The organism is Solwaraspora sp. WMMD1047, assembly GCF_029626155.1.
Lineage (GTDB): Bacteria > Actinomycetota > Actinomycetes > Mycobacteriales > Micromonosporaceae > WMMD1047.
Genome location: NZ_JARUBL010000001.1, coordinates 2997760 through 3016113, shown reverse-complemented (window position 1 = coordinate 3016113; position 18354 = coordinate 2997760). Strand labels below are relative to the sequence as shown.

19 protein-coding genes are annotated in these 18354 nt (G+C 72.4%); all 19 read left to right on the top strand.

The window, feature by feature from the left end; all coding sequences use genetic code 11:
* Nucleotides 1-221: 221 nt before the first annotated feature.
* The 19 genes from O7627_RS13935 to O7627_RS13845 all read left to right on the top strand — a co-directional run bounded on the left by O7627_RS13935 (nt 222) and on the right by O7627_RS13845 (nt 18333).
* The gene (locus tag O7627_RS13935) at nt 222-1757 is read left to right on the top strand and encodes an ABC transporter substrate-binding protein (protein ID WP_278093930.1); all 1536 of its coding nucleotides are present in this window, start codon (nt 222-224) and stop codon (nt 1755-1757) included.
* Nucleotides 1758-1849: 92 nt separating this feature from the next.
* A complete protein-coding gene (locus tag O7627_RS13930) occupies nt 1850-2794 on the top strand; it encodes an ABC transporter permease (protein WP_278093929.1) in 945 nt (314 codons plus the stop codon).
* On the top strand, nt 2791-3684 hold the full coding sequence (locus O7627_RS13925; protein ID WP_278093928.1) for an ABC transporter permease: 894 nt from the start codon (nt 2791-2793) through the stop codon (nt 3682-3684). Before O7627_RS13930 ends, O7627_RS13925 begins: the two co-directional genes overlap by 4 nt.
* On the top strand, nt 3681-4691 hold the full coding sequence (locus O7627_RS13920; protein WP_278093927.1) for an ABC transporter ATP-binding protein: 1011 nt from the start codon (nt 3681-3683) through the stop codon (nt 4689-4691). The genes O7627_RS13925 and O7627_RS13920 overlap by 4 nt, the downstream gene beginning before the upstream one ends.
* Nucleotides 4688-5911, top strand: coding sequence for an oligopeptide/dipeptide ABC transporter ATP-binding protein (locus O7627_RS13915; RefSeq protein ID WP_278093926.1), 1224 nt, complete (start codon nt 4688-4690; stop codon nt 5909-5911). Before O7627_RS13920 ends, O7627_RS13915 begins: the two co-directional genes overlap by 4 nt.
* A 5-nt stretch (nt 5912-5916) precedes the next feature.
* Nucleotides 5917-6765 (top strand): hypothetical protein, encoded by an 849-nt coding sequence (locus tag O7627_RS13910; RefSeq protein WP_278093925.1) that lies wholly within the window; start codon nt 5917-5919, stop codon nt 6763-6765.
* Complete coding sequence (locus O7627_RS13905; RefSeq protein ID WP_278093924.1) at nt 6762-7550, top strand: aldolase/citrate lyase family protein; 789 nt, start codon at nt 6762-6764, stop codon at nt 7548-7550. The genes O7627_RS13910 and O7627_RS13905 overlap by 4 nt, the downstream gene beginning before the upstream one ends.
* Nucleotides 7547-8359, top strand: a complete 813-nt coding sequence (locus O7627_RS13900; RefSeq protein ID WP_278093923.1) for a 3-oxoacid CoA-transferase subunit A — start codon at nt 7547-7549, stop codon at nt 8357-8359. The genes O7627_RS13905 and O7627_RS13900 overlap by 4 nt, the downstream gene beginning before the upstream one ends.
* A complete protein-coding gene (locus tag O7627_RS13895; RefSeq protein WP_278093922.1) occupies nt 8356-8997 on the top strand; it encodes a 3-oxoacid CoA-transferase subunit B in 642 nt (213 codons plus the stop codon). The genes O7627_RS13900 and O7627_RS13895 overlap by 4 nt, the downstream gene beginning before the upstream one ends.
* 35 nt (nt 8998-9032) lie before the next feature.
* On the top strand, nt 9033-9980 hold the full coding sequence (locus O7627_RS13890; RefSeq protein ID WP_278093921.1) for a DUF6282 family protein: 948 nt from the start codon (nt 9033-9035) through the stop codon (nt 9978-9980).
* Nucleotides 9977-11137 carry a thiolase domain-containing protein gene (locus tag O7627_RS13885; protein ID WP_278093920.1) on the top strand — a complete coding sequence of 387 codons (1161 nt, stop codon included), beginning with the start codon at nt 9977-9979 and terminating at the stop codon, nt 11135-11137. Before O7627_RS13890 ends, O7627_RS13885 begins: the two co-directional genes overlap by 4 nt.
* Nucleotides 11137-11556 (top strand): Zn-ribbon domain-containing OB-fold protein, encoded by a 420-nt coding sequence (locus O7627_RS13880; RefSeq protein ID WP_278093919.1) that lies wholly within the window; start codon nt 11137-11139, stop codon nt 11554-11556. Before O7627_RS13885 ends, O7627_RS13880 begins: the two co-directional genes overlap by 1 nt.
* Nucleotides 11553-12545 (top strand): cyclase family protein, encoded by a 993-nt coding sequence (locus O7627_RS13875; protein ID WP_278093918.1) that lies wholly within the window; start codon nt 11553-11555, stop codon nt 12543-12545. Before O7627_RS13880 ends, O7627_RS13875 begins: the two co-directional genes overlap by 4 nt.
* Nucleotides 12546-12559: 14 nt before the next feature.
* The gene (gene rraA, locus O7627_RS13870; protein ID WP_278093917.1) at nt 12560-13033 is read left to right on the top strand and encodes a ribonuclease E activity regulator RraA; all 474 of its coding nucleotides are present in this window, start codon (nt 12560-12562) and stop codon (nt 13031-13033) included.
* Nucleotides 13034-13145: 112 nt separating this feature from the next.
* A complete protein-coding gene (locus tag O7627_RS13865) occupies nt 13146-13877 on the top strand; it encodes a GntR family transcriptional regulator (protein WP_278093916.1) in 732 nt (243 codons plus the stop codon).
* A 177-nt stretch (nt 13878-14054) separates the two neighbouring features.
* Nucleotides 14055-15452 carry an MmgE/PrpD family protein gene (locus O7627_RS13860; RefSeq protein WP_278093915.1) on the top strand — a complete coding sequence of 466 codons (1398 nt, stop codon included), beginning with the start codon at nt 14055-14057 and terminating at the stop codon, nt 15450-15452.
* Nucleotides 15445-16278: a phosphosulfolactate synthase gene (locus O7627_RS13855; RefSeq protein ID WP_278093914.1), complete on the top strand. Its 834-nt coding sequence runs from the start codon at nt 15445-15447 to the stop codon at nt 16276-16278. Before O7627_RS13860 ends, O7627_RS13855 begins: the two co-directional genes overlap by 8 nt.
* Nucleotides 16279-16309: 31 nt before the next feature.
* Complete coding sequence (gene tcuA / locus O7627_RS13850; protein WP_278093913.1) at nt 16310-17821, top strand: FAD-dependent tricarballylate dehydrogenase TcuA; 1512 nt, start codon at nt 16310-16312, stop codon at nt 17819-17821.
* Nucleotides 17818-18333: a hypothetical protein gene (locus O7627_RS13845; RefSeq protein ID WP_278093912.1), complete on the top strand. Its 516-nt coding sequence runs from the start codon at nt 17818-17820 to the stop codon at nt 18331-18333. The genes tcuA and O7627_RS13845 overlap by 4 nt, the downstream gene beginning before the upstream one ends.
* Nucleotides 18334-18354: the final 21 nt, after the last annotated feature.

Genomic DNA, 18354 nt, shown 5'->3' with positions numbered 1-18354 from the left:
TACAGGATGACAGTATGTTGCTCTGACAGACATACAAGTGGTGATCGCCAAGCTAGCTGCGCAGGTCACCGCCGCTGCCGCCCGACCGGCGGGCAGCGCGACCGGGGTACCCCACCCCTGACGACCGGGGTCCCCAAGCACGGGACGACGAACCTTCGCCGCCGACTCGACCCCGGCGCCGACTCACCCCTTTGTTGATGACTACGCATGGAGGTATCTCCGTGACGAAGCGTTATGGCCGCACGGCCATGGCCGCCCTCAGCACCATCGTCATGCTGGTCGGGATAGCCGCTTGTGGCGGCGATTCGGCCGAAACCACCGGCACCGACTCCGACGGGATCCTCCGCTGGGGATCCTCGACCAAGCCCGCCTCGCTCGACCCCCGCAAGTCCGCCACCTTCGACCCGATCTTCCTGCTCGAGATCTACGACCCGCTGATCCGCCGCGACGCGCAGGGCGAACTGCAGCCGTCGCTGGCCACCGAGTGGAACCTCTCCGAGGACGCCCGGACACTGGAGCTGACCCTGCGTGAGGGCGTGAAGTTCCAGGACGGCGCGGACTTCAACGCCGAGGCCGTCAAGGCCAACATCGACGCCGGGCGGGCGCCCGGCAGCAACCTCACCGCCAGCCTGTCGGTGGTGGAGTCGGTCGAGGTCGTCGACGCGACCCACGTGACCCTCAACCTGAACACCCCGTCCAGCCACATCCTCAACGTGCTCGCCGGCGAGGCCGGCATGATGATCAGCCCGGATGCGCTGAACAACGAGGACCTGGCCACCAAGCCGGTCGGCGCCGGACCGTTCACGGTCACCACCTACAACCAGTCGACGCTGGTGTACGAGAAGTTCGACGACTACTGGGACGCCGACAACATCAAGTTGCAGCGGATCGAGATGACGTTCCTGCTCGACGAGGAGACCCGGCTGCGGGCGCTCACCTCGGGCCAGGTGGACGCGGCCCCGATCCGGTCCAACCAGAAGGAGCAGGCGTCCGCGGCGAACCTGGAGTTCACCGAGGGCGAGGCCGCCTTCCTCTACGGTCTGATGCTCAACACCAGCCGCTCGGAGCTGGACAAGCCCCTGGTCCGGCGGGCACTCATCCACGCCATCGACCGGGAGGCCATCAACCAGGCGTTCTTCGACGGCGACTGCGCCCCGGTGGTGCAGCCGTTCCCGAGCAGCCACTGGGCGCACGTCGACGGGTTGGAGGAGTCCCCCGAGGGCCGTTACGACCCGGCACTGGCCAAGCAGCTGCTCGCCGAGGCCGGGTTGCCGAACGGGTTCGACCTGAACATGTTCATGGGCACCGCGCCGACCTTCCAGGCGGTGGCCCAGGCCATCCAGGCCCAGCTCGGCCAGGTCGGCATCCGGGTGAACCTGACCGCGATGGAGAACACCGCCCTGGCCACCGCCCGCCGCAAGGGTGAGTTCGAGTCCAGCTTCGCGTCCATCCAGTCCGGACGGCCGGACCCGAGCCAGTTCGCGGTCGACTTCTACACGCCGAACGGGGTGTTCAACCCCGGCAAGGCGACGATCGAAGGGATCGAGGCTCCGCTGCAGCGGGTCCGGGAGGCCGCCGACCCCGACGAGCGGGCCGCGGCGATGGCCGAGATCGTCACCACCGCCCTCAAGACCGGTCCGCCGATGACTCCGGTCTGCAGCGCGCTCGTCGTCTGGGCGCACACCGACAAGGTCAAGGGGCTGGAGATCGCGGTCAACTACGACTACGACTTCCGGTCGGTGTCGATGGCCGAGTGACCCCGGCGGCGGCGCGCGGCCCCGCCGGCCCGCGCGCCGCCGTTCCGGTCAACCCCCAAACACATTCCCGGGTACGGAGAGGAGGTGTCGGCATGAAGGCGACGGTGGTGATCCGCCGCATCGGTGGCGGACTGCTGGTCATGTGGCTGGTCTCGCTGCTGACGTTCGCGTTGATCCAGTTACTGCCCGGGGACGCCGCCCAGGCCATCGCCGGGGAGACCGCGACCCAGGCCGATGTCGACCGGATCCGCCAGGAACTCGGCTTCGACCGGCCGCTGGTCGAGCAGTACTCCGGCTGGTTCGGCAACGTCCTGACCGGCGACTTCGGTAATTCGCTCTACACCGGCCGTCCGGTCATCGACCTGATCGTCGAGGCGGCCCCGGCGACGCTGAGCCTGACCGCGATGGCCATCGTGATCGCCGTCCTGATCGGGGTGACGGCCGGCCTGGTCGCCGCCGTCCGGCAGGGCGGCTGGATCGACCGGCTGGTCACCTCGGCCGCCACCGTCGGCATCGCGATGCCGAGCTTCTGGGTGCTGATGCTGCTCCTGCTGCCGTTCGCCGTGCTGAACCGGTGGTTACCGGCGACCGGTTACGTGCCGCTGTCGGACGGACTCTGGCCGTGGCTGAGCCACATTCTGCTGCCCGCGACCGCGCTGGGGCTGGCCTCGGCCGCCGAGCTGGCCCGGCACACCCGCGGTTGCGCCGCCGACGTGCTGGCCCGGCCGTACGTGCGCACCGCCCGGGCCCGCGGCGCCGCCGGCGGCTGGCTGATCCGCCGGCACGTGCTGCGCAACTCGGCCATCCCGGTGATCACCGTGCTCGGCCTGCACGTCGGGCGCCTGCTCGGCGGGTCGATCGTCATCGAGTCGGTGGCCGGCATCTCCGGGCTCGGCACCCTGGCGATCCAGGCCATCCTGCAGCGCGACTACACCACCATCCAGGGCTACGTGCTGTTCAGCGCGGTCATCGTCGTCGTGGTGAACCTGCTGGTGGACCTCCTCTACGGCTGGATCAACCCGAAGGTGAGGGCATGATGACGGTGACCGTGGCCGATCAGGTGGCCGAACCGGTCGCGACCCCGAGGCGACGACGCGCTGGTTCCACGTTCTTCGCGCTGCTGCGCCGCCCCTCCTTCGTGGTGGCGTTCGGCTTCCTGGTCTTCCTCATCGTGGTGGCGGCCGCGGCGCCGCTGATCGCCCCCCGCGACCCGGACGCCCAGGTGCTCGCCGACCGGCTGCAGGGCCCCAGTGGGCAGTACCTGCTGGGCACCGACAACCTCGGCCGGGACGTGCTGAGCCGGCTCATCTTCGCCGCCCGGTTGGCGCTGCTCGCGCCGCTGATCGCGGTGGGCGTGGCGATCCTGGTGGGGGTGCCGGCGGGGCTGTGGGCGGGGCTGCGCGGCGGCTGGGTCGACGCGGTCACCGGGCGGCTCTCGGACACCCTGCTCAGCCTGCCCGGCCTGGCGTTCGCCCTCGCCGTCGTCGCCGTGCTCGGCCCCGGCCTGGTCAACGCGATGGTGGCGATGGGCATCGTCTTCGCCCCGAGTCTGTTCCGGGTGGTGCGGGGCTCGACGCTGGCGGTGGCGGAGGAGTCCTTCATCGAGTCGGCGCGGGCGATCGGCGCCTCGGTGCACCGGATCATCTGGATCCACGTGCTGCCGAACATCGCCGCGCCGTTCCTGGTCCAGGTGACGATCCTGATGGGCGTCGCCCTGCTGGCCGAGGCGAGCCTGAGCTTCCTCGGCCTCGGCGTGCAGGCGCCCGATTCGAGCTGGGGATCGATGCTCGAGGTCGCCTACCAGAACCAGTACGCCGCGCCGCTGGGCGTGCTGCCGGCCGGCGCCGCGCTGGTGCTGACCGTGCTGTCGTTCAACACGATCGGCGACTGCATCCGCGACGCGGTCGCCAGGAGGCGGGACACATGACCGAGGCGGGACAGACGACCCCGGTGCTCTCCGTCGACGGACTGACCATCGACCTCACCGGCCCGGGCGGCCAGCGCGGCCTGGTCCAGGACGTCTCCTTCGAAGTGCCGCGCGGCGGCTCGGTGGCGCTGATCGGCGAGTCGGGGTGCGGCAAGACCCTGACCGCGATGTCGATCCTCGGGCTGCTGCCACCCCGGCTGCGCGCCACCGGCGGGGCCATCCGGTTCGAGGGCACCGACCTGCTGACCGCCTCCCGGCGGACCCTGCGGGGCATCCGCGGCGGACCGGTCGGGATGGTCTTCCAGGATCCGATGAGCAGCCTCAACCCGACGATGACAGTCGGTGACCAGATTGGCGAGGCCCGCCGGCTGCACCTCGGGGAGAGCCGCCGGCAGTCCCGGCTCAAGGCCCGCGAGCTGCTGGACCGGGTCGGCATCGCCAACGCCGCCCGGCGGGTCGACGTCTACCCGTTCGAACTCAGCGGCGGCATGCAGCAGCGGGTGATGATCGCCGCCGCGATCGCCTGCGACCCCCGGCTGGTCATCGCCGACGAGCCGACCACCGCCCTGGACGTCACCATCCAGGCCGAGATCCTCGAACTGCTGCGCGACCTGCAACGGGACCTGGGCCTGGCGGTGCTGCTGGTCACCCACGACCTGGGCGTGGTCGCCGACTTCTGCGACGACGTGGTGGTGATGTACGCCGGGCACGTCGTCGAACGGGCGGCCGTCGGCCCGCTCTTCGCCGCGCCGCAGCACCCGTACACCCGGGCACTGCTGGACTCGGTGCCGCAGTCCGGCCGGGCGCACACCCCGCTCGACGTCATCCCCGGCCGGGTGCCGCCGGCCGGGTCGTTCCCGACCGGCTGCCGGTTCCGGCCCCGCTGCGGGTACGCCGTCGAGCCCGCTTGCACCCAGCCCCAGCCGGAGTACCAGCCCGAACCGGGACACCGCTGCCGCTGCGTGCGGGTGGGCACCCACGAGCTGACCCTGGAGGCGGCCCGATGAGCCACCCCGAGCCGACGAGCCAGACCAGCCCGATGAGCCGGGCCAAGTCGAGCAACCAGCCCCGGCCGAGCAACCAGACCGGACCGAGCGACCAGACCTGGCCAGCCGACCAGACCGGGCCGGTGGGGACGGCCGTCGGTGGCCCGGCGATGGCGTTGCAAGCGACCGGGCTGCGCAAGGCGTTCCCGCTGCGGCGTGACCTGCTCGGGCGGGTGACCGAACGGGTGCACGCGGTCGACGGGGTCGACCTGGCGGTGCCCCGGGGCGAGACGCTCGGCCTGGTCGGCGAGTCCGGCTCCGGCAAGAGCACCGCGGCCCGGCTGGCGGCACTGCTGATCCGCGCCGACGCCGGCCGGGTCGAGGTGGACGGCGTGGACGTCACCCGGGCCCGGGGACGGGAGCTGAAGGCGCTGCGCGGGCGACTGCAGATGGTGTTCCAGGACCCGTACAGCGCGCTGGACCCGACCAAGACGGTCGGTCACGCGGTGACCGAGCCGCTGGTGGTACACGGACGCCGGGACGACCTGGCCGACGCGGCGGCGGCGCTGCTGACCCGGGTGTCGCTGGACCCGGGCCTGGCCGCGCGCCGGCCCGAGGAGCTCTCCGGCGGCCAGCGGCAGCGGGTCTGCGTGGCCCGCGCGCTCGCCCTGGAACCCCGGGTGCTGATCGCCGACGAACCCACCTCCGCGCTGGATCTGTCCACCCGGGCCGGCATTCTCAACCTGCTGCTGCGGCTGCGTCAGGAGTCCGGCCAGTCGATGATCCTGGTCTCCCACGACTTCGCCACGGTGCGACACCTCTCCGACCGGATCGCCGTGATGTACCTGGGGCGGGTCGTCGAGGAGGGGCCGGCCGAGCAGATCGTCGAGGCGCCGCTGCATCCGTACACGAAGGCTCTGTTGTCGGCCGTGCCGGTCCCCGACCCGGTGGTGCAGCGGGGCCGGCGCCGCACCGTGCTGCAGGGCGACCCGCCGAACCCGGCCGCCCCGCCGGCCGGCTGCAACTTCCGGGCCCGGTGCCCGATCGCGGTGGCCGAGTGCGCCCGGGTGGACCCGGAGCTGCTGGCCGTCGGCGCCGACCACCGGGCGGCCTGCATCCGGGTAGACCCGGCGGGCACGCCGCCACCGGACCCGGCGGGCACGCCGCCACCGGACCGGGCGGACCAGCCGCGACCGGGCACCGGCCCGACGACCACCGAATCCGTCAAGACGAGGAGCTGACGCCGATGTCCGAGCCGACGATCGCCGCGTACCACGACTTCAACGACCGGGACCCGGACGAGACCGGGGAGCTGGCCGCGCACTGGTACGCGCCGGCCACCAATTTCGTCGTGGTCACCTCCCGGGTCGACCCCGGCGCCCGGCTGGTCACCGAGGCCAACCCCGACGAGCACTGCCTGATCCTGCCCACCGGAGCCGCCTCGGTCCGGGTCACCGCCAGCGGTGACGAGGTCACCGCCGAGGAGAACACGCTCGTCGTGCTCCCGCCCGGGGACAGCGTCATCGAGGTGCTCACCGCCGGTCACGTGCACCGGGTGTTCAGCAGCGCCACCGCGACCTACGCCCGCGCGAAGCGGTACGCCGTGCCGGTGCATCCGGCCGCGCCGGTCGCCCCGCTGGTGCCGTGGCCGGACCCGGTGGACGGGTTCCGGTTGCGCCGGTACGCGCTGGCCGAGCTGACCCACCTGGACGGGGTGCAGCGCACCTTCCGGACCACCAACATGATGATCAAGCTGGCGCCGGCGAAGGACCACCGCCGCGAGCCGACCGCGCTCTCGCCGCACCAGCACGACGACTTCGAGCAGGCGTCGCTGGTCGTGCACGGCGAGTGGATCCACCATGTACGCAGCCCCTGGGGGAAGGACTCCACCACCTGGCGGACCGACGAGCACCGCCGGGTCGGCTCCCCGTCGGTGACCATCATCCCGCCGCCGCAGATCCACACCTCGCAGAGCGTCGGCCCCCGGCTCAACCAGCTCATCGACATCTTCGCCCCGCCGCGGGTGGACTTCTCGCTGACCCCCGGCAAGGTCACCAACGCCGACGAGTACCCGATGCCGGAGGGGCTGCGATGACCTCGTTCCGGTCGCTGCTGGGCGGCGACGACGGGCCGGCGCTCGGGATGTTCGTGAAGATCCCGGCCCCCGAACTGACCGAGATCATCGCCGGGGCCGGCGTGCAGTTCGTCGTCATCGACACCGAGCACGCGCTGCTGTCGGTCCGCGACGTCTACGACATGACGGTGCTCTACGCCAGCCTCGGCGTCCGGCCGCTGGTCCGGGTCGCCGACCACGGCTACGGCGACGCCCAGCGCTACCTGGACGCCGGCGTGGACGGGCTGCTGTTCCCGCACGTCTCCGACGGCGCCGAGGCCGCCGCGCTCGGCCGGCAATTCCTGTTCCCGCCCCGGGGCGCCCGCGGCATGGGCTTCGCGTCGCGGGCCGGCCGCTGGGGGATGCTGCCGGGCGGTCGGGCCGAGTACCTGCGCCACGGCGACGACGAGGTGGCCCGGGTGGCGATGGTCGAGGAGCGCGGCTCGGTCGACGACATCGACGCCATCCTGGCCGCCGAGGGCATCGACGCGGTCTTCATCGGCCCGAGCGACCTGGCGTTGAGCATGGGCGCGTCGGGAAAGTCGCCCGAGGTCTCCGCCGCCATCGACCACGTGATCGAGCGGGCGGTGGCGGCCGGCAAGCCGGTCGGCACGGTGGCGGCCGACCCGGCCGACGCGGCCCGCCGCGCCGACCAGGGCTGCGACTACCTGCTGGTCGGCAACGACACCGGCATCTTCGCCCGCGCGCTGCGTACCTCGTACCAGGGCTTCCGGGCGGCCCTGACCGGCGCGGAGGAGGACCGATGATCAACAAGCTGGTTCCGGACCCGGCCACCGCCACCGCCGAGGTCCGCTCCGGACACAGCGTCGCGATCGGCGGCTTCGGCCGGGCCGGCATCCCGTTCAACCTGATCGACGCGATCTGCGACCGGGACGTGACCGACCTGCACGTGATCTCCAACAACGCCGGCAAGGACGACGACGGGATCACCCGGCTGGTCCGGGAGGGGCGGGTCCGGAAGCTCACCTGCACCTTCCCGGCGCGGCCGGAGTTCCTCGACCGGTACCAGGCCGGGCAGATCGAGCTGGAACTCGTGCCACAGGGGACGCTCGCGGAGCGGCTGCGGGCCGGCGGCGCCGGCATTCCGGCGTTCTACACCCCGACGGCGGTCGGCACCATCCTGGCCGACGGCGGACTGACCAGCCGGTACGGCCCGGACGGCGAACCCGCCGCGCGGCAGCCGGCCCGGGAGACCCGCCGGATCGGCGACCGCGACTACGTCCTGGAGCACGCGCTGCGACCCGACATCGCCCTGGTCACCGCGCACCGGGCCGACCGGTACGGCAACCTCCGGTTCCGGCTCGCGGCCCGCAACTTCAACCCGCTCTGCGCGATGGCCGCCCGGATCGCCATCGTCGAGGTCCGGCACGCCGAGACCGAGGCGGTGCTCGACCCGGACGACATCCACCTGCCCGGCCCGTTCGTCACCCACGTGGTGCAGTGCGAAGCCAGATTGGACAGCGCGCTGTCCGGGGCCAGATCGGATAGTGCGCTGTCCGGAGCCAGATCGGACGGCACGCCGTCCGGTGCCCAGGCGGCCGGGGTGCGGTCGTGACCGCCGCCGGGCGGGGCTCGGACGCGCTGGCGGCGCGGGTCGCCGCCGACCTGCGCGACGGCTGGTACGTCAACCTCGGGCTGGGCATGCCGACAAAGGTCGCCCGGCACGTGGCACCCGACATCGAGGTGATGTTCCACTCCGAGAACGGGCTGATGGGCATCGGCGACGTGGCCGAACCCGGGTCCGAGGACCCGGACCTCTGCGACGCCGGCAAGAACTACACCACCCTGCACACCGGCGCCGCCGCGTTCGACTCCTCGCTGTCGTTCGCGCTGGTGCGCGGCGGCCACCTGGACGCGGCAATCCTCGGCGGGCTGCAGGTCAACAGCGCCGGCGACCTGGCCAACTGGTACGTGCCCGGCGGCCAGCCCGGCGTCGGCGGGGCGATGGACCTGGTGGTCGGCTCCCCCCGGGTCTGGGTGGTGATGACGCACACCGACCGGTCCGGCCGGCCCAAGGTGGTCGACGAGTGCAGCTACCCGCTGACCGGGCGGGCGGTGGTGGACCGGGTCTACACCAACCTCTGCGTCTTCGACGTACGGGACGGCCGGCTGGTCCTGATCGACCTCTCCCCCGGCATCGGCGTCGACGACGTCCGGGCGGCGACCACCGCGACCTTCGACACCGCGATATGAACGCGAACCCCACCACTACGCCTGGAGGCGCCAGCATGGACGTGACCGCTCAGCCGCACCCGGACCTGGACGGCGACCGGGCCACCCCGGACCCGGAGGTGGACGACCTCCTGGTCGGCGCGGTGGACCTGCACACCCACCCGAGCCCGAGCCCGTTCCCGCGCCGGATCAGCATCATGGACGCGGCCCGCGACGCCGCCGGGGCCGGCTTCCGGGCGATCGCCTGCAAGTCGCACCACGACAGCACCCAGCCGATGATCCTGGCGCTGCAGTCGGCCGGCCTGGCCGACATCGACATCGAGGTGCTCGGCGGCATCGCGCTCAACCGCACGGTCGGTGGCATCAACCCGTACGCGGTGGAGCTGACCCTGCGCACCGGCGGCCGGATCGTCTGGTTCCCCACCCTCTCCTCGGTGGCCCACTCGAACCACACCCACTCCGCCGACAGCACCTTCTCCAACGCGGCGGTGAAGCTGCGGCCCAACGAGCCGCAGACCATCTTCGACGAGAACGGGAAGATCCGCGAGGTGGTCCGCGACGTGCTGGCCGTCATCGCCGGCGAGGACGCCATCCTCAACTGCGGCCACCTGGGGGCCGAGGAGATCGACGCGCTGCTGCCGGCGGCCCGCGAGGCGGGGGTGCGGCGGATCGTGGTCAGCCACCCGATGTTCGTCATCGGCGCGACCCCGGAGCGCACCGCCGACTGGGTCCGGCAGGGCGCCAAGATCGAGCAGTGCATCGCGGTGGCCCGCAAGCTCGACCCGGCCGAGTTCGCCGCGTACATCGACGCGGTCGGGGCGGAGAACACCATCATCTCCTCGGACTTCGGGCAGAAGAAGAACCCGCTGCCGGTCACCGGATTCCGCCGGATGGCCCGCACCCTGCTCGACGCCGGCCGCAGCCACGACGACGTGCGCAGGATGATCGGCGGGAACGCCGCCGAGCTGATCGGCCCCCGTCCCGCCGGGGTCGGGACGCCGTGAGCGCTCGCGGATCGGCGGTCATCGTCGGCGCGTACGAGCACCCGGAGCGGATCATCCCGGACGGCTCGGTCGCCGGGGTGGTGGCCGAGGTGGCGCACGGCGCGCTGGCCGACGCCGGCCTGGGCGTCGAGGACGTCGACGGCTTCTGCTACGCCGGCGTACACCAGGGCGTGAACCTGGTGTCGATGGCCGACCACCTCGGTCTCGGGTCGCTGTCCTACTACGACTCCACCGACACCGGCGGCGCGTCGTACCCGACCCAGATCGGGCACGCGGCGCTGGCGATCGCGGCCGGGGTCTGCTCGGTGGTGCTGGTGGCGATGGGCGGGCTGGCCCGCTCCCAGCCGCGCGGCTCGACCGGCGGGCCGGTCCCGCAGGACGGCTTCGAGGGCGTCTACGGCCTGACCCAGCCGGCCGCGTACGCGATCGCCGCGCAGCGGCACCGGCACGAGTTCGGCACCACCGCCGAGCAGTTGGCCCAGGTCCGGGTGGCCGCCTCGCACCACGCGCAGTTCAACCCGCACGCGCTCTACCGCGACCCGGTCACCGTCGAGCAGGTGCTCGACTCGCCGCTGATCAGCGACCCGTTGCACCGGCTGGACTGCTGCGTGACCACCGACGGCGGCGGCGCGGTGGTGCTGGTGTCGCCGGAGGTGGCCCGGCGGCTGCCCCGGCGCGGGGTGCGGGTGGTCGGCCACGGCGACGCGGTCAAGACGCCGGGCGCCGGCCGGATCGACCTGGTGCACAGCGCGGCGGCGGTCTCGGGGCCCCGGGCGTTCGCACAGGCCGGCATCTCGGTCGGCGACATCGACATGGTGTCGCTGTACGACTCGTTCACCATCACGGTGCTGATGTCGCTGGAGGATCTCGGCTTCTGCGCCAAGGGCGAGGGCGGCCGGTTCGTCGCCGACGGCGCCCTGCTGGCCCCGGACGGCGCGCTGCCGTTCAACACCGACGGCGGCGGGTTGTGCAACAACCACCCGGACCGGCGCGGCGGCATGATCCGCACCATCGAGGCGGTCCGGCAGCTGCGCGGCGAGGCCGCCCCGCAGGTGCAGGTCCCCGACTGCGAGTTCGCCCTGGTGCAGGGGCAGGGGCACGCGTTGGGCACCCGGTCGGCGGCGTCGACGCTGATCCTCGGACGGGAGGACGTGTGATGACCACGTTGCCGACGCCGGAGCCGCACCAGGACCCGACCGGTCGGGGCTACTGGGACGCGGCGGCGCGCGGGGAGCTGCGGGTGGTGCACTGCCCGTCCTGCGAGAGCCTGAGCTGGTATCCCCGGTCCCGCTGCCCGCGCTGCCTCGCCGACGGGCTGGAGCTGGTGCCGGTCTCCGGCGACGGGACGGTCTACAGCTTCACGGTGAACCGGCGGCCGGCGGGTGCCTACCGGGAGGCCGGGCCGGTGGTGATCGCGTACGTGGAGCTGGCCGAGGGGCCGCGGGTGCTGACGAACCTGATCGGCGTCGAACCCGACCAGGTCCGCATCGACCTGCCGGTACGCGCCGTTTTCGACCCCACCGCGGCCGGCGCCGGCCTGCTGCGGTTCACCCCCCGGGAGGTGAGTGCCGGATGAGTTTCCCGACCTACCGGGAGCTGCGCGAGCGCACCGACGCGCCGGCCGGCTCGTCGTGGGGGGTCTTCGGCCCCGGCGACCAGCTCGGCTCGGCCAACAACGTCACTCCGGAGGCGGTGGTGGCGGCCGCCGGGCTGATCCGCACCGGGGAGTTGTTCAACCTGGACTACCCGGTGAACACCTTCGTGCCGAGCCCGGCCGGCACCCGGCCGGCGACCCAGCACCGGATCTTCTCGAACAACCCGAACCACCGCGACGACTGGCTCGACTCGTTCTATCTGCAGGCGACCTCGCAGATCGACGGGCTGCGACACATGCGGCACCCGGAGCACGGCTTCTACGGCGGGGTGCCCGACGAGGCGGTCGACGTCGGCACGCCGGACCTGGGGATCGGGCTGGTCGCCGAGAAGGGGATCGCCGGACGCGGGGTGCTGCTGGACCTGGGGCGGTACTTCGAGAAGATCGGCGACCCGATCGACCTGAGCACGAACCGGATGATCACGCCGGCGGAGCTGGACGCGGCGGCCGCCGACGCCGGGATCGCCTTCCGGCCCGGCGACATCCTGCTGCTGCGGCTCGGCTGGGTGCCGTTCTTCCTGGGGCTGCCGCTCGACCAGCGGCCGAAGGGCAAGGGACGGTCCGGCAACCCCGGGCTGATCCAGTCCGAGGAGATGCTGGCCTGGCTCTGGGACCACCGGTTCGCGCTGATCGCCGCCGACAACTCCGGGCTCGAGGCGACCCCGGTCAATCCGGACTCCGGCTGGATCGACCCGGACGAGCCGCCGCCGCCGGCCGGTCCATCGCACAACGGCATGCTGCACCGGCCGCTGCTCGCGCTGCTCGGCATGTTGATCGGCGAGCTGTGGAACCTGGAGCCGCTGGCGCGCTCGTGCGCCGCCGACGGGGTCTACGAGTTCTTCCTGACCGCCAAGCCACTGAACCTCGTCGGCGGCGTCGGCTCCCCGGCCAACGCCGTCGCGATCAAGTAGTCGGAAGGAGTGCCATGGGAAGCATGACCGCGGACCTGATGGACGACATCGGGGCCGGCTACCAGAGCTGCGAGACGCAGTTCCGGCAGTTCGGTGGGCGGGACCGGTTCGAGGGTCGGATCCGGACGGTGCGGTGTGACGGCGACACGGTGCTGGTCAAGCGGGTGGTCGAGGAGCCGGGCGAGGGTCGGATCCTGGTCGTCGACGGCGGTGGATCGCTGCACACGGCCCTGCTCGGCGACCGGACCGCGGCGGTGGCCGCCGGCAACGGCTGGGTCGGGATCGTCATCCACGGGGCGGTCCGGGACGTCGACGAGCTGCGCAACGTGCCGATCGGCATCAAGGCGCTCGGCACCAACCCGCGCAAGCCCCGGCAGGAGGGGGCGGGCGAGGTGGACTGCGAGGTGGTCTTCGGCGGGGTCACCTTCCGGCCCGGGGAGATGGCCTGGAGCGACGGTGACGGCCTGGTCACCACGGCGTTGCGGTGACCGCGACCGACCGGGTTATACAGTACGACGATAGTCCGGGACGACGAGACATCCCGATGCGTCGATAGTCCCGAACCCGCCTTCCGAACATCAGTCGACCGAGGTGAAGCCAGTGAACGGTTCCCGCTCATACCGCACCGGGGCGGTCTCCGAGACCGCCATCGACGGCACCCCGAGGCAGTTGCTCCGGGTCGCCGCGCCGCTGCGGCAGGAGCTGATCAACCAGATCAGGTCGTCGATCCTGATGTTCGAGCACGAGCCCGGCAGCCGGCTGGTCGAGCGCACCCTCTGTGACCAGTACGGCGTGAGCCGGACCGTGGTCCGGGAGGCGCTGCGCCACCTGGAGGCCGAAGGGCTGGTCACCATCGTCCCGAACCGGGGCCCGGTGGTGACCGTGCTCAGCCGCGAGGACGCGGTCGCGCTCTTCGAGGTGCGGGGTGATCTGGAGGCGTTGGCGGCGCGGCTGTTCGCCCAGCGGGCCACGGCGGACGAGCGGCGCCGGTTGCAGACCACCGTCGACGAGGTCGAGACCGCCTTCGCCTCCGGCGACCTGCAGGAGGCGTTGGCCGCCAAGGACGCGTTCTACGACGCGCTCTGCGCGGGCGCGCACAACGAGATCATGACCGGCATCCTGTTCGGACTGCACGCCCGGGTGCAGCTGCTGCGCGGGGTGTCGCTGCGGGCCAGCGGCCGGCAGCCGGAGACGCTCAAGGAGATCCGGCGGATCTGCGAGTGCGCGGTGGCCGGTGACGCCGAGGCCGCCGCCGGGGCCGCGGCGTTCCATGTCCAGCAGGCGGCGACGGTGGCGTTGCGACAGATGGCGGGGCAGAAAACCGAGGTCTGATCCCGAAAGTCCACAACCGAACAGATCATTTCTCGGCGTTGATTTCCCACTCCGAGCGCATTCCGCCGTGCCCGGAAACAGTTTGAGAAAAGGCGATGTGGATTCGCATACGCGCCTTGACCGTCATACGATCAGACCGTAATACTGTCAGTCATTGAGCAAGGGATGGGAGGCGTCGTGGATTCGGAACATCAGCTGTACGCGTACGCCGCCGGCCTGCGCTTCACCGACCTGCCCGCCGGCACCGTCGAGTCGGCCGCCGCGCTGATCCTCGACCACCTCGGCTGCGCCCTGCTCGGCATGCCGCTGCCCTGGACCCGCGCCCTGCTCACCGCGCTCGCCGACGGCGGCGAGCTGACCCCGCCGGGCGACCGGCCCGGCGGGCACGCGGTCGGCCGGCCCGGCGCCCTGCCGCCGGGCATCGCCGCCCTGGTCAACGGCACCGCCGCCCACGGATTCGACCTCGACGACACCCACCTGCCGACGATGAGCCACCCCGGCGCCGTGGTGATCCCGGCGGCCCTGGCCGCCGCCGAGGCCACCGGCGCCGACGGCCGGGACCTGATCACCGCGGTGGTGGCCGGGTACGAGGTGATGGGTCGGATCACCCGGGCCACCGGCCTGGGCTTCGGCGAGAAGGGCTTCCACGCCACCGGACAGGTCGGCCCGATGGGCGCCGCGGTCGCCGCCGCCCGGCTGCTCACCAACGGCACCCCCGGTGCCGCGGGCTCAGCCAGTCTGGCCGGGGCGGTGGGGCTGGCCGCCTCGTTCGGCGGCGGCATCAAGGCGTTCAGCGTCGGTTCCGGCAACGTCAAGCGGCTGCACGCCGGCCGGGCCGCCCAGGCGGGGTACTTCGCCGCGACCGTGCAGCGGGCCGGGCTGGCCGGCCCGCCCGCCGCGGTCGCCGGCAAGTTCGGCTTCGTACCGACCTTCTCGACCGACCCGGAGCCCGCCTACCACGCGCTCGCCGACGGGCTCGGTGACCGGCACCTGGTCGACGAGATCTACCTCAAGCCGTACGCGGCCTGCGCCGCCGTGCACGGCGCGGTGGAGGCCGCCGCCGCGCTCGCCCCGGTCGACGGCGACCGGGTCGACCGGGTGCTCGTCGGCACCTCCCGCCGCGCCCTCGCGCAGAACAGCAACCCCGACCCGAGCGACGTCATCGCCGCGCAGTACAGCACCGAGTACTCGGTCGCGCTGGCCCTGCTCGGCGGTGCCACCGACCCCCGCCGCTACCTCGACGTCGGCACCGGCGCCGACGCCGCGGTCCGGCGCCTCGCCGCGAAGGTCACCCTGCGGGTCGACGACCAGGCGGAGCAGTCCTACCCGGACGCCAACGGCGCGCACGTCGAGGTGACCGACGCCGACGGCGGGCGGCGTGCCGCCCGCGCCGCGGTCTCCGCGGCCACCGGTCCGGGCTGGGCGTCGGCCGAGCAGAAGTTCACCGCCATCACCACCGGGCTGCTCACCCCGGCGCGGCAGTCCCGGCTGGTCGGGGCGGTCGCCGCCCTCGCCGACGGCGGCCGGGCCGCCGACTGCCTGACCACCACCACGGAAGGAACCAGTCATGACTGACCCGGTCGGCGGCACCAGCCTGCCGTTCCTGCGCCGCAACGAGCGCGCCGGCAAGCCCCGCGAGGTCGGGGTGACCGAGGTTCGCGGGCCGTACTACAGCACCTTCGGACCGGCGTACCTGCAGGACCTGCTCGACGCGGCGGCCGAGTACGTGGACTGGATGAAGATCCCCGGGCCGTCGTTGGCGCTGCTGCCCCGGCCCGCGCTGGCCCGGATCGTCGAGGTCTGCCACGACCACGGCGTACAGGTGAGCGCCGGCGGACTGATCGAATCCGTGGTCGGCCAGGGCGCCGCCGCCGTCGACAGCTACTTCGGCGCGCTGGAGGAGCTCGGCTTCGACGTGGTCGAGGTCTCCGCCGGCATGATCTCGCTGCCGACCTCGGACTACCTGCGCCTGGTCGAGCGGGCCGCGCGGACCTCGATGAAGGTCAAGGCCGAGGTGGGCATCCAGTTCGGCGCGGGCGGCACCTCCGACGCGGGCGCGCTGGCCGCCGAGGGCACCGGCTCGGTCAGCTTCGCCGTCCAGCGCGGCCGGGCCGCCCTGGAGGCCGGCGCCGACCTGGTGCTGCTGGAGTCCGAAGGGGTCACCGAGTCGGTGACGACCTGGCGCACCGACGTGGTCTCCGCCTTCGCCGAGGCGTTCGGCCTGCAGCGGCTGATGTTCGAGGCCGCCGACGCACGGGTCTTCGAGTGGTACATCAAGCACTACGGGGCCGAGGTCAACCTCTTCGTCGACCACAGCCAGGTGCTCCTGCTGGAAAGCGTGCGCTCCGGAATCTGGGGATCACATTCGCTGTGGAATCGGGTCTACACCTACAAGGGCTGAATCGACCAAGGCTGGGAAAGGGATGGTTTCAGTGACGGACGTCGTCATCATCGGAGCCGGCAACGCCGGACTGTGCGCCGCTTTGGCCGCCGTCGAGGCGGGCGCGCGGGCCACCGTGGTCGAATGGGCCGAACGGGATTCCTACGGCAGTGACTCGTACTTCTCCGGAGGTCTGTTCCGGATCGCCTACGACGACCTGACCGACCTGGAGCGGATCGTCGGGCCGATGGAGCTCGGCGACGCCGCGGGCCTGGAGGACCACCGCCGGTACGACGAGTCGGACTTCCTGGCCGACTGGGGGCGGGTCACCGGTTACCGCTGCGACCTCGAACTGGCCGACCAGGTGGTGTCGCGCAGCTTCGAGACGCTGAGCTGGATGTCGACCTTCGGGGTACCGTTCCGGTCCCCGATCGTGGTGGACGAGACCGGTCGGGCCCGGCACAGCCGCCCCGGCTGGCACGGCGGTTTCGTCGAGGTCAGCGGCGCCGGCGTCGGACTGACCGAGGCGTTGCTGAAGTCGGCCGAGAAGGCCGGCGTCGCCATCGTGTACGGGGTCGAGGCGCGCGACGCCAGCCAGGATCCGACCAGCCGGCGGTGGACGCTGACCGGCCGCCGCTCCGACGGCACCGCCGTGTCGTTCGAGGGCGACGCGCTGATCGTGGCCAGCGGCGGTTTCCAGGCCGACACCGAGTGGCGCACCCGCGCGCTCGGCCCCGGCTGGGACCTGGCCAAGGTACGCGGCTCGCGGTTCAACACCGGCCGGGGCCTCCGGATCGCGATGGAGCACGGCGGGGTGCCGTACGGCAACTGGTCCGGCTGCCACGCGGTGGCCTGGAGCACCGGCTCGGGCGAGGCCGGCCGGGCCGACGCCAACCACGTCTTCGAGCGGGAGAGCTACCCGTTCGGCATCACCGTCAACCGGGACGGGCTGCGCTTCATCGACGAGGGCAGCGACTTCGGCGCGTACACCTACGCCCGGTACGGCCGGGAGATCCTGCGCCAGCCCGGCCAGACCGCGTGGCAACTCTTCGACCAGCAGGCCGTCGACCTGATGACCACCGAGTACCACTACAAGAACCCGGAGGCGGCCCGGCTGCAGCTGGACTCGATCGAAAAGATCGCCGACCGGCTCGCCACCCAGGGGGTGGACCGCGACCAGCTGCTGCGCACGGTCGCCGAGTACAACCAGGCGGTCGACGGCGCCACCGACTTCAGCCCGTACGTCAAGGACGGCAAGCGCACCAACGGGTTGGCGATCGACAAGACCAACTGGGCCACCCCGCTGACCAAGGGGCCGTTCTACGCCTTCGAGGTGACCTGCGGCATCACCTTCACCTTCGGCGGCGTGCGGGTGAACGAGGACTCGGCGGTGCTGGACCGGGCCGGCCGGCCGCTGCCCGGCCTGTACGCCTGCGGCGAGGCGGTCGGCGGCCTCTACTACTTCAACTACCCGAGCGGGACCGGGCTCACCGCGGGCGCGGTGCTCGGCCGGGCCGCCGGAACGAAGGCCGCCGCGACGACGGCCGCCGGGGGCCGGGCATGACCGGCTGGCAGGACCAGGCGTACGCGACGCTGCGCGAACGCGGCACCACCCAGTTCTGCTACGTGCCGGACTCCGGGCACCGCCGCCTGATCGAGTTGGCGCACGCCGACGAGGCGGTCCGGGCGATCCCGCTCACCTGCGAGGAGGAGGGCGTCGGCGTGGTCGCCGGGGCACACCTCGGGCTGTCCCGGGGGGTGCTGCTGATGCAGAGCAGCGGGGTCGGCAACACCATCAACTTCCTCTCCCTCATCCAGCACTGCCGGATCCCGTTCCTGACGCTCGTCACGATGCGCGGCGAGTTCGGCGAGCAGAACCCGTGGCAGTTCGCGATGGGGCGGGCGGTGCCCGCGACCCTGCACGCGATGGGGGTGAGCACCTGCCGGGCCGACTCCCCCGACGACGTGGCGCCGGTCCTGCAGGCCGCGATCGGCATGGTCGACCAGGGCGGGCAGGCGGTGGCGGTGCTGCTCGGGCAGCGGCTGCTCGGGGCCAAGAAGTTCGGGCCGGCGTGATGGCGGGCGGCATGGGACAGG

Coding starts and splice junctions, on each gene's coding strand:
- O7627_RS13915 (WP_278093926.1), top strand. CDS start 4,688: ATGAGCCACCCCGAGCCGACGAGCCAGACCAGCCCGATGAGCCGGGCC.
- O7627_RS13855 (WP_278093914.1), top strand. CDS start 15,445: ATGACTGACCCGGTCGGCGGCACCAGCCTGCCGTTCCTGCGCCGCAAC.
- O7627_RS13890 (WP_278093921.1), top strand. CDS start 9,033: ATGGACGTGACCGCTCAGCCGCACCCGGACCTGGACGGCGACCGGGCC.
- O7627_RS13920 (WP_278093927.1), top strand. CDS start 3,681: ATGACCGAGGCGGGACAGACGACCCCGGTGCTCTCCGTCGACGGACTG.
- O7627_RS13910 (WP_278093925.1), top strand. CDS start 5,917: ATGTCCGAGCCGACGATCGCCGCGTACCACGACTTCAACGACCGGGAC.
- O7627_RS13880 (WP_278093919.1), top strand. CDS start 11,137: ATGACCACGTTGCCGACGCCGGAGCCGCACCAGGACCCGACCGGTCGG.
- O7627_RS13925 (WP_278093928.1), top strand. CDS start 2,791: ATGATGACGGTGACCGTGGCCGATCAGGTGGCCGAACCGGTCGCGACC.
- O7627_RS13900 (WP_278093923.1), top strand. CDS start 7,547: ATGATCAACAAGCTGGTTCCGGACCCGGCCACCGCCACCGCCGAGGTC.
- O7627_RS13930 (WP_278093929.1), top strand. CDS start 1,850: ATGAAGGCGACGGTGGTGATCCGCCGCATCGGTGGCGGACTGCTGGTC.
- rraA (WP_278093917.1), top strand. CDS start 12,560: ATGGGAAGCATGACCGCGGACCTGATGGACGACATCGGGGCCGGCTAC.
- O7627_RS13905 (WP_278093924.1), top strand. CDS start 6,762: ATGACCTCGTTCCGGTCGCTGCTGGGCGGCGACGACGGGCCGGCGCTC.
- O7627_RS13845 (WP_278093912.1), top strand. CDS start 17,818: ATGACCGGCTGGCAGGACCAGGCGTACGCGACGCTGCGCGAACGCGGC.
- O7627_RS13875 (WP_278093918.1), top strand. CDS start 11,553: ATGAGTTTCCCGACCTACCGGGAGCTGCGCGAGCGCACCGACGCGCCG.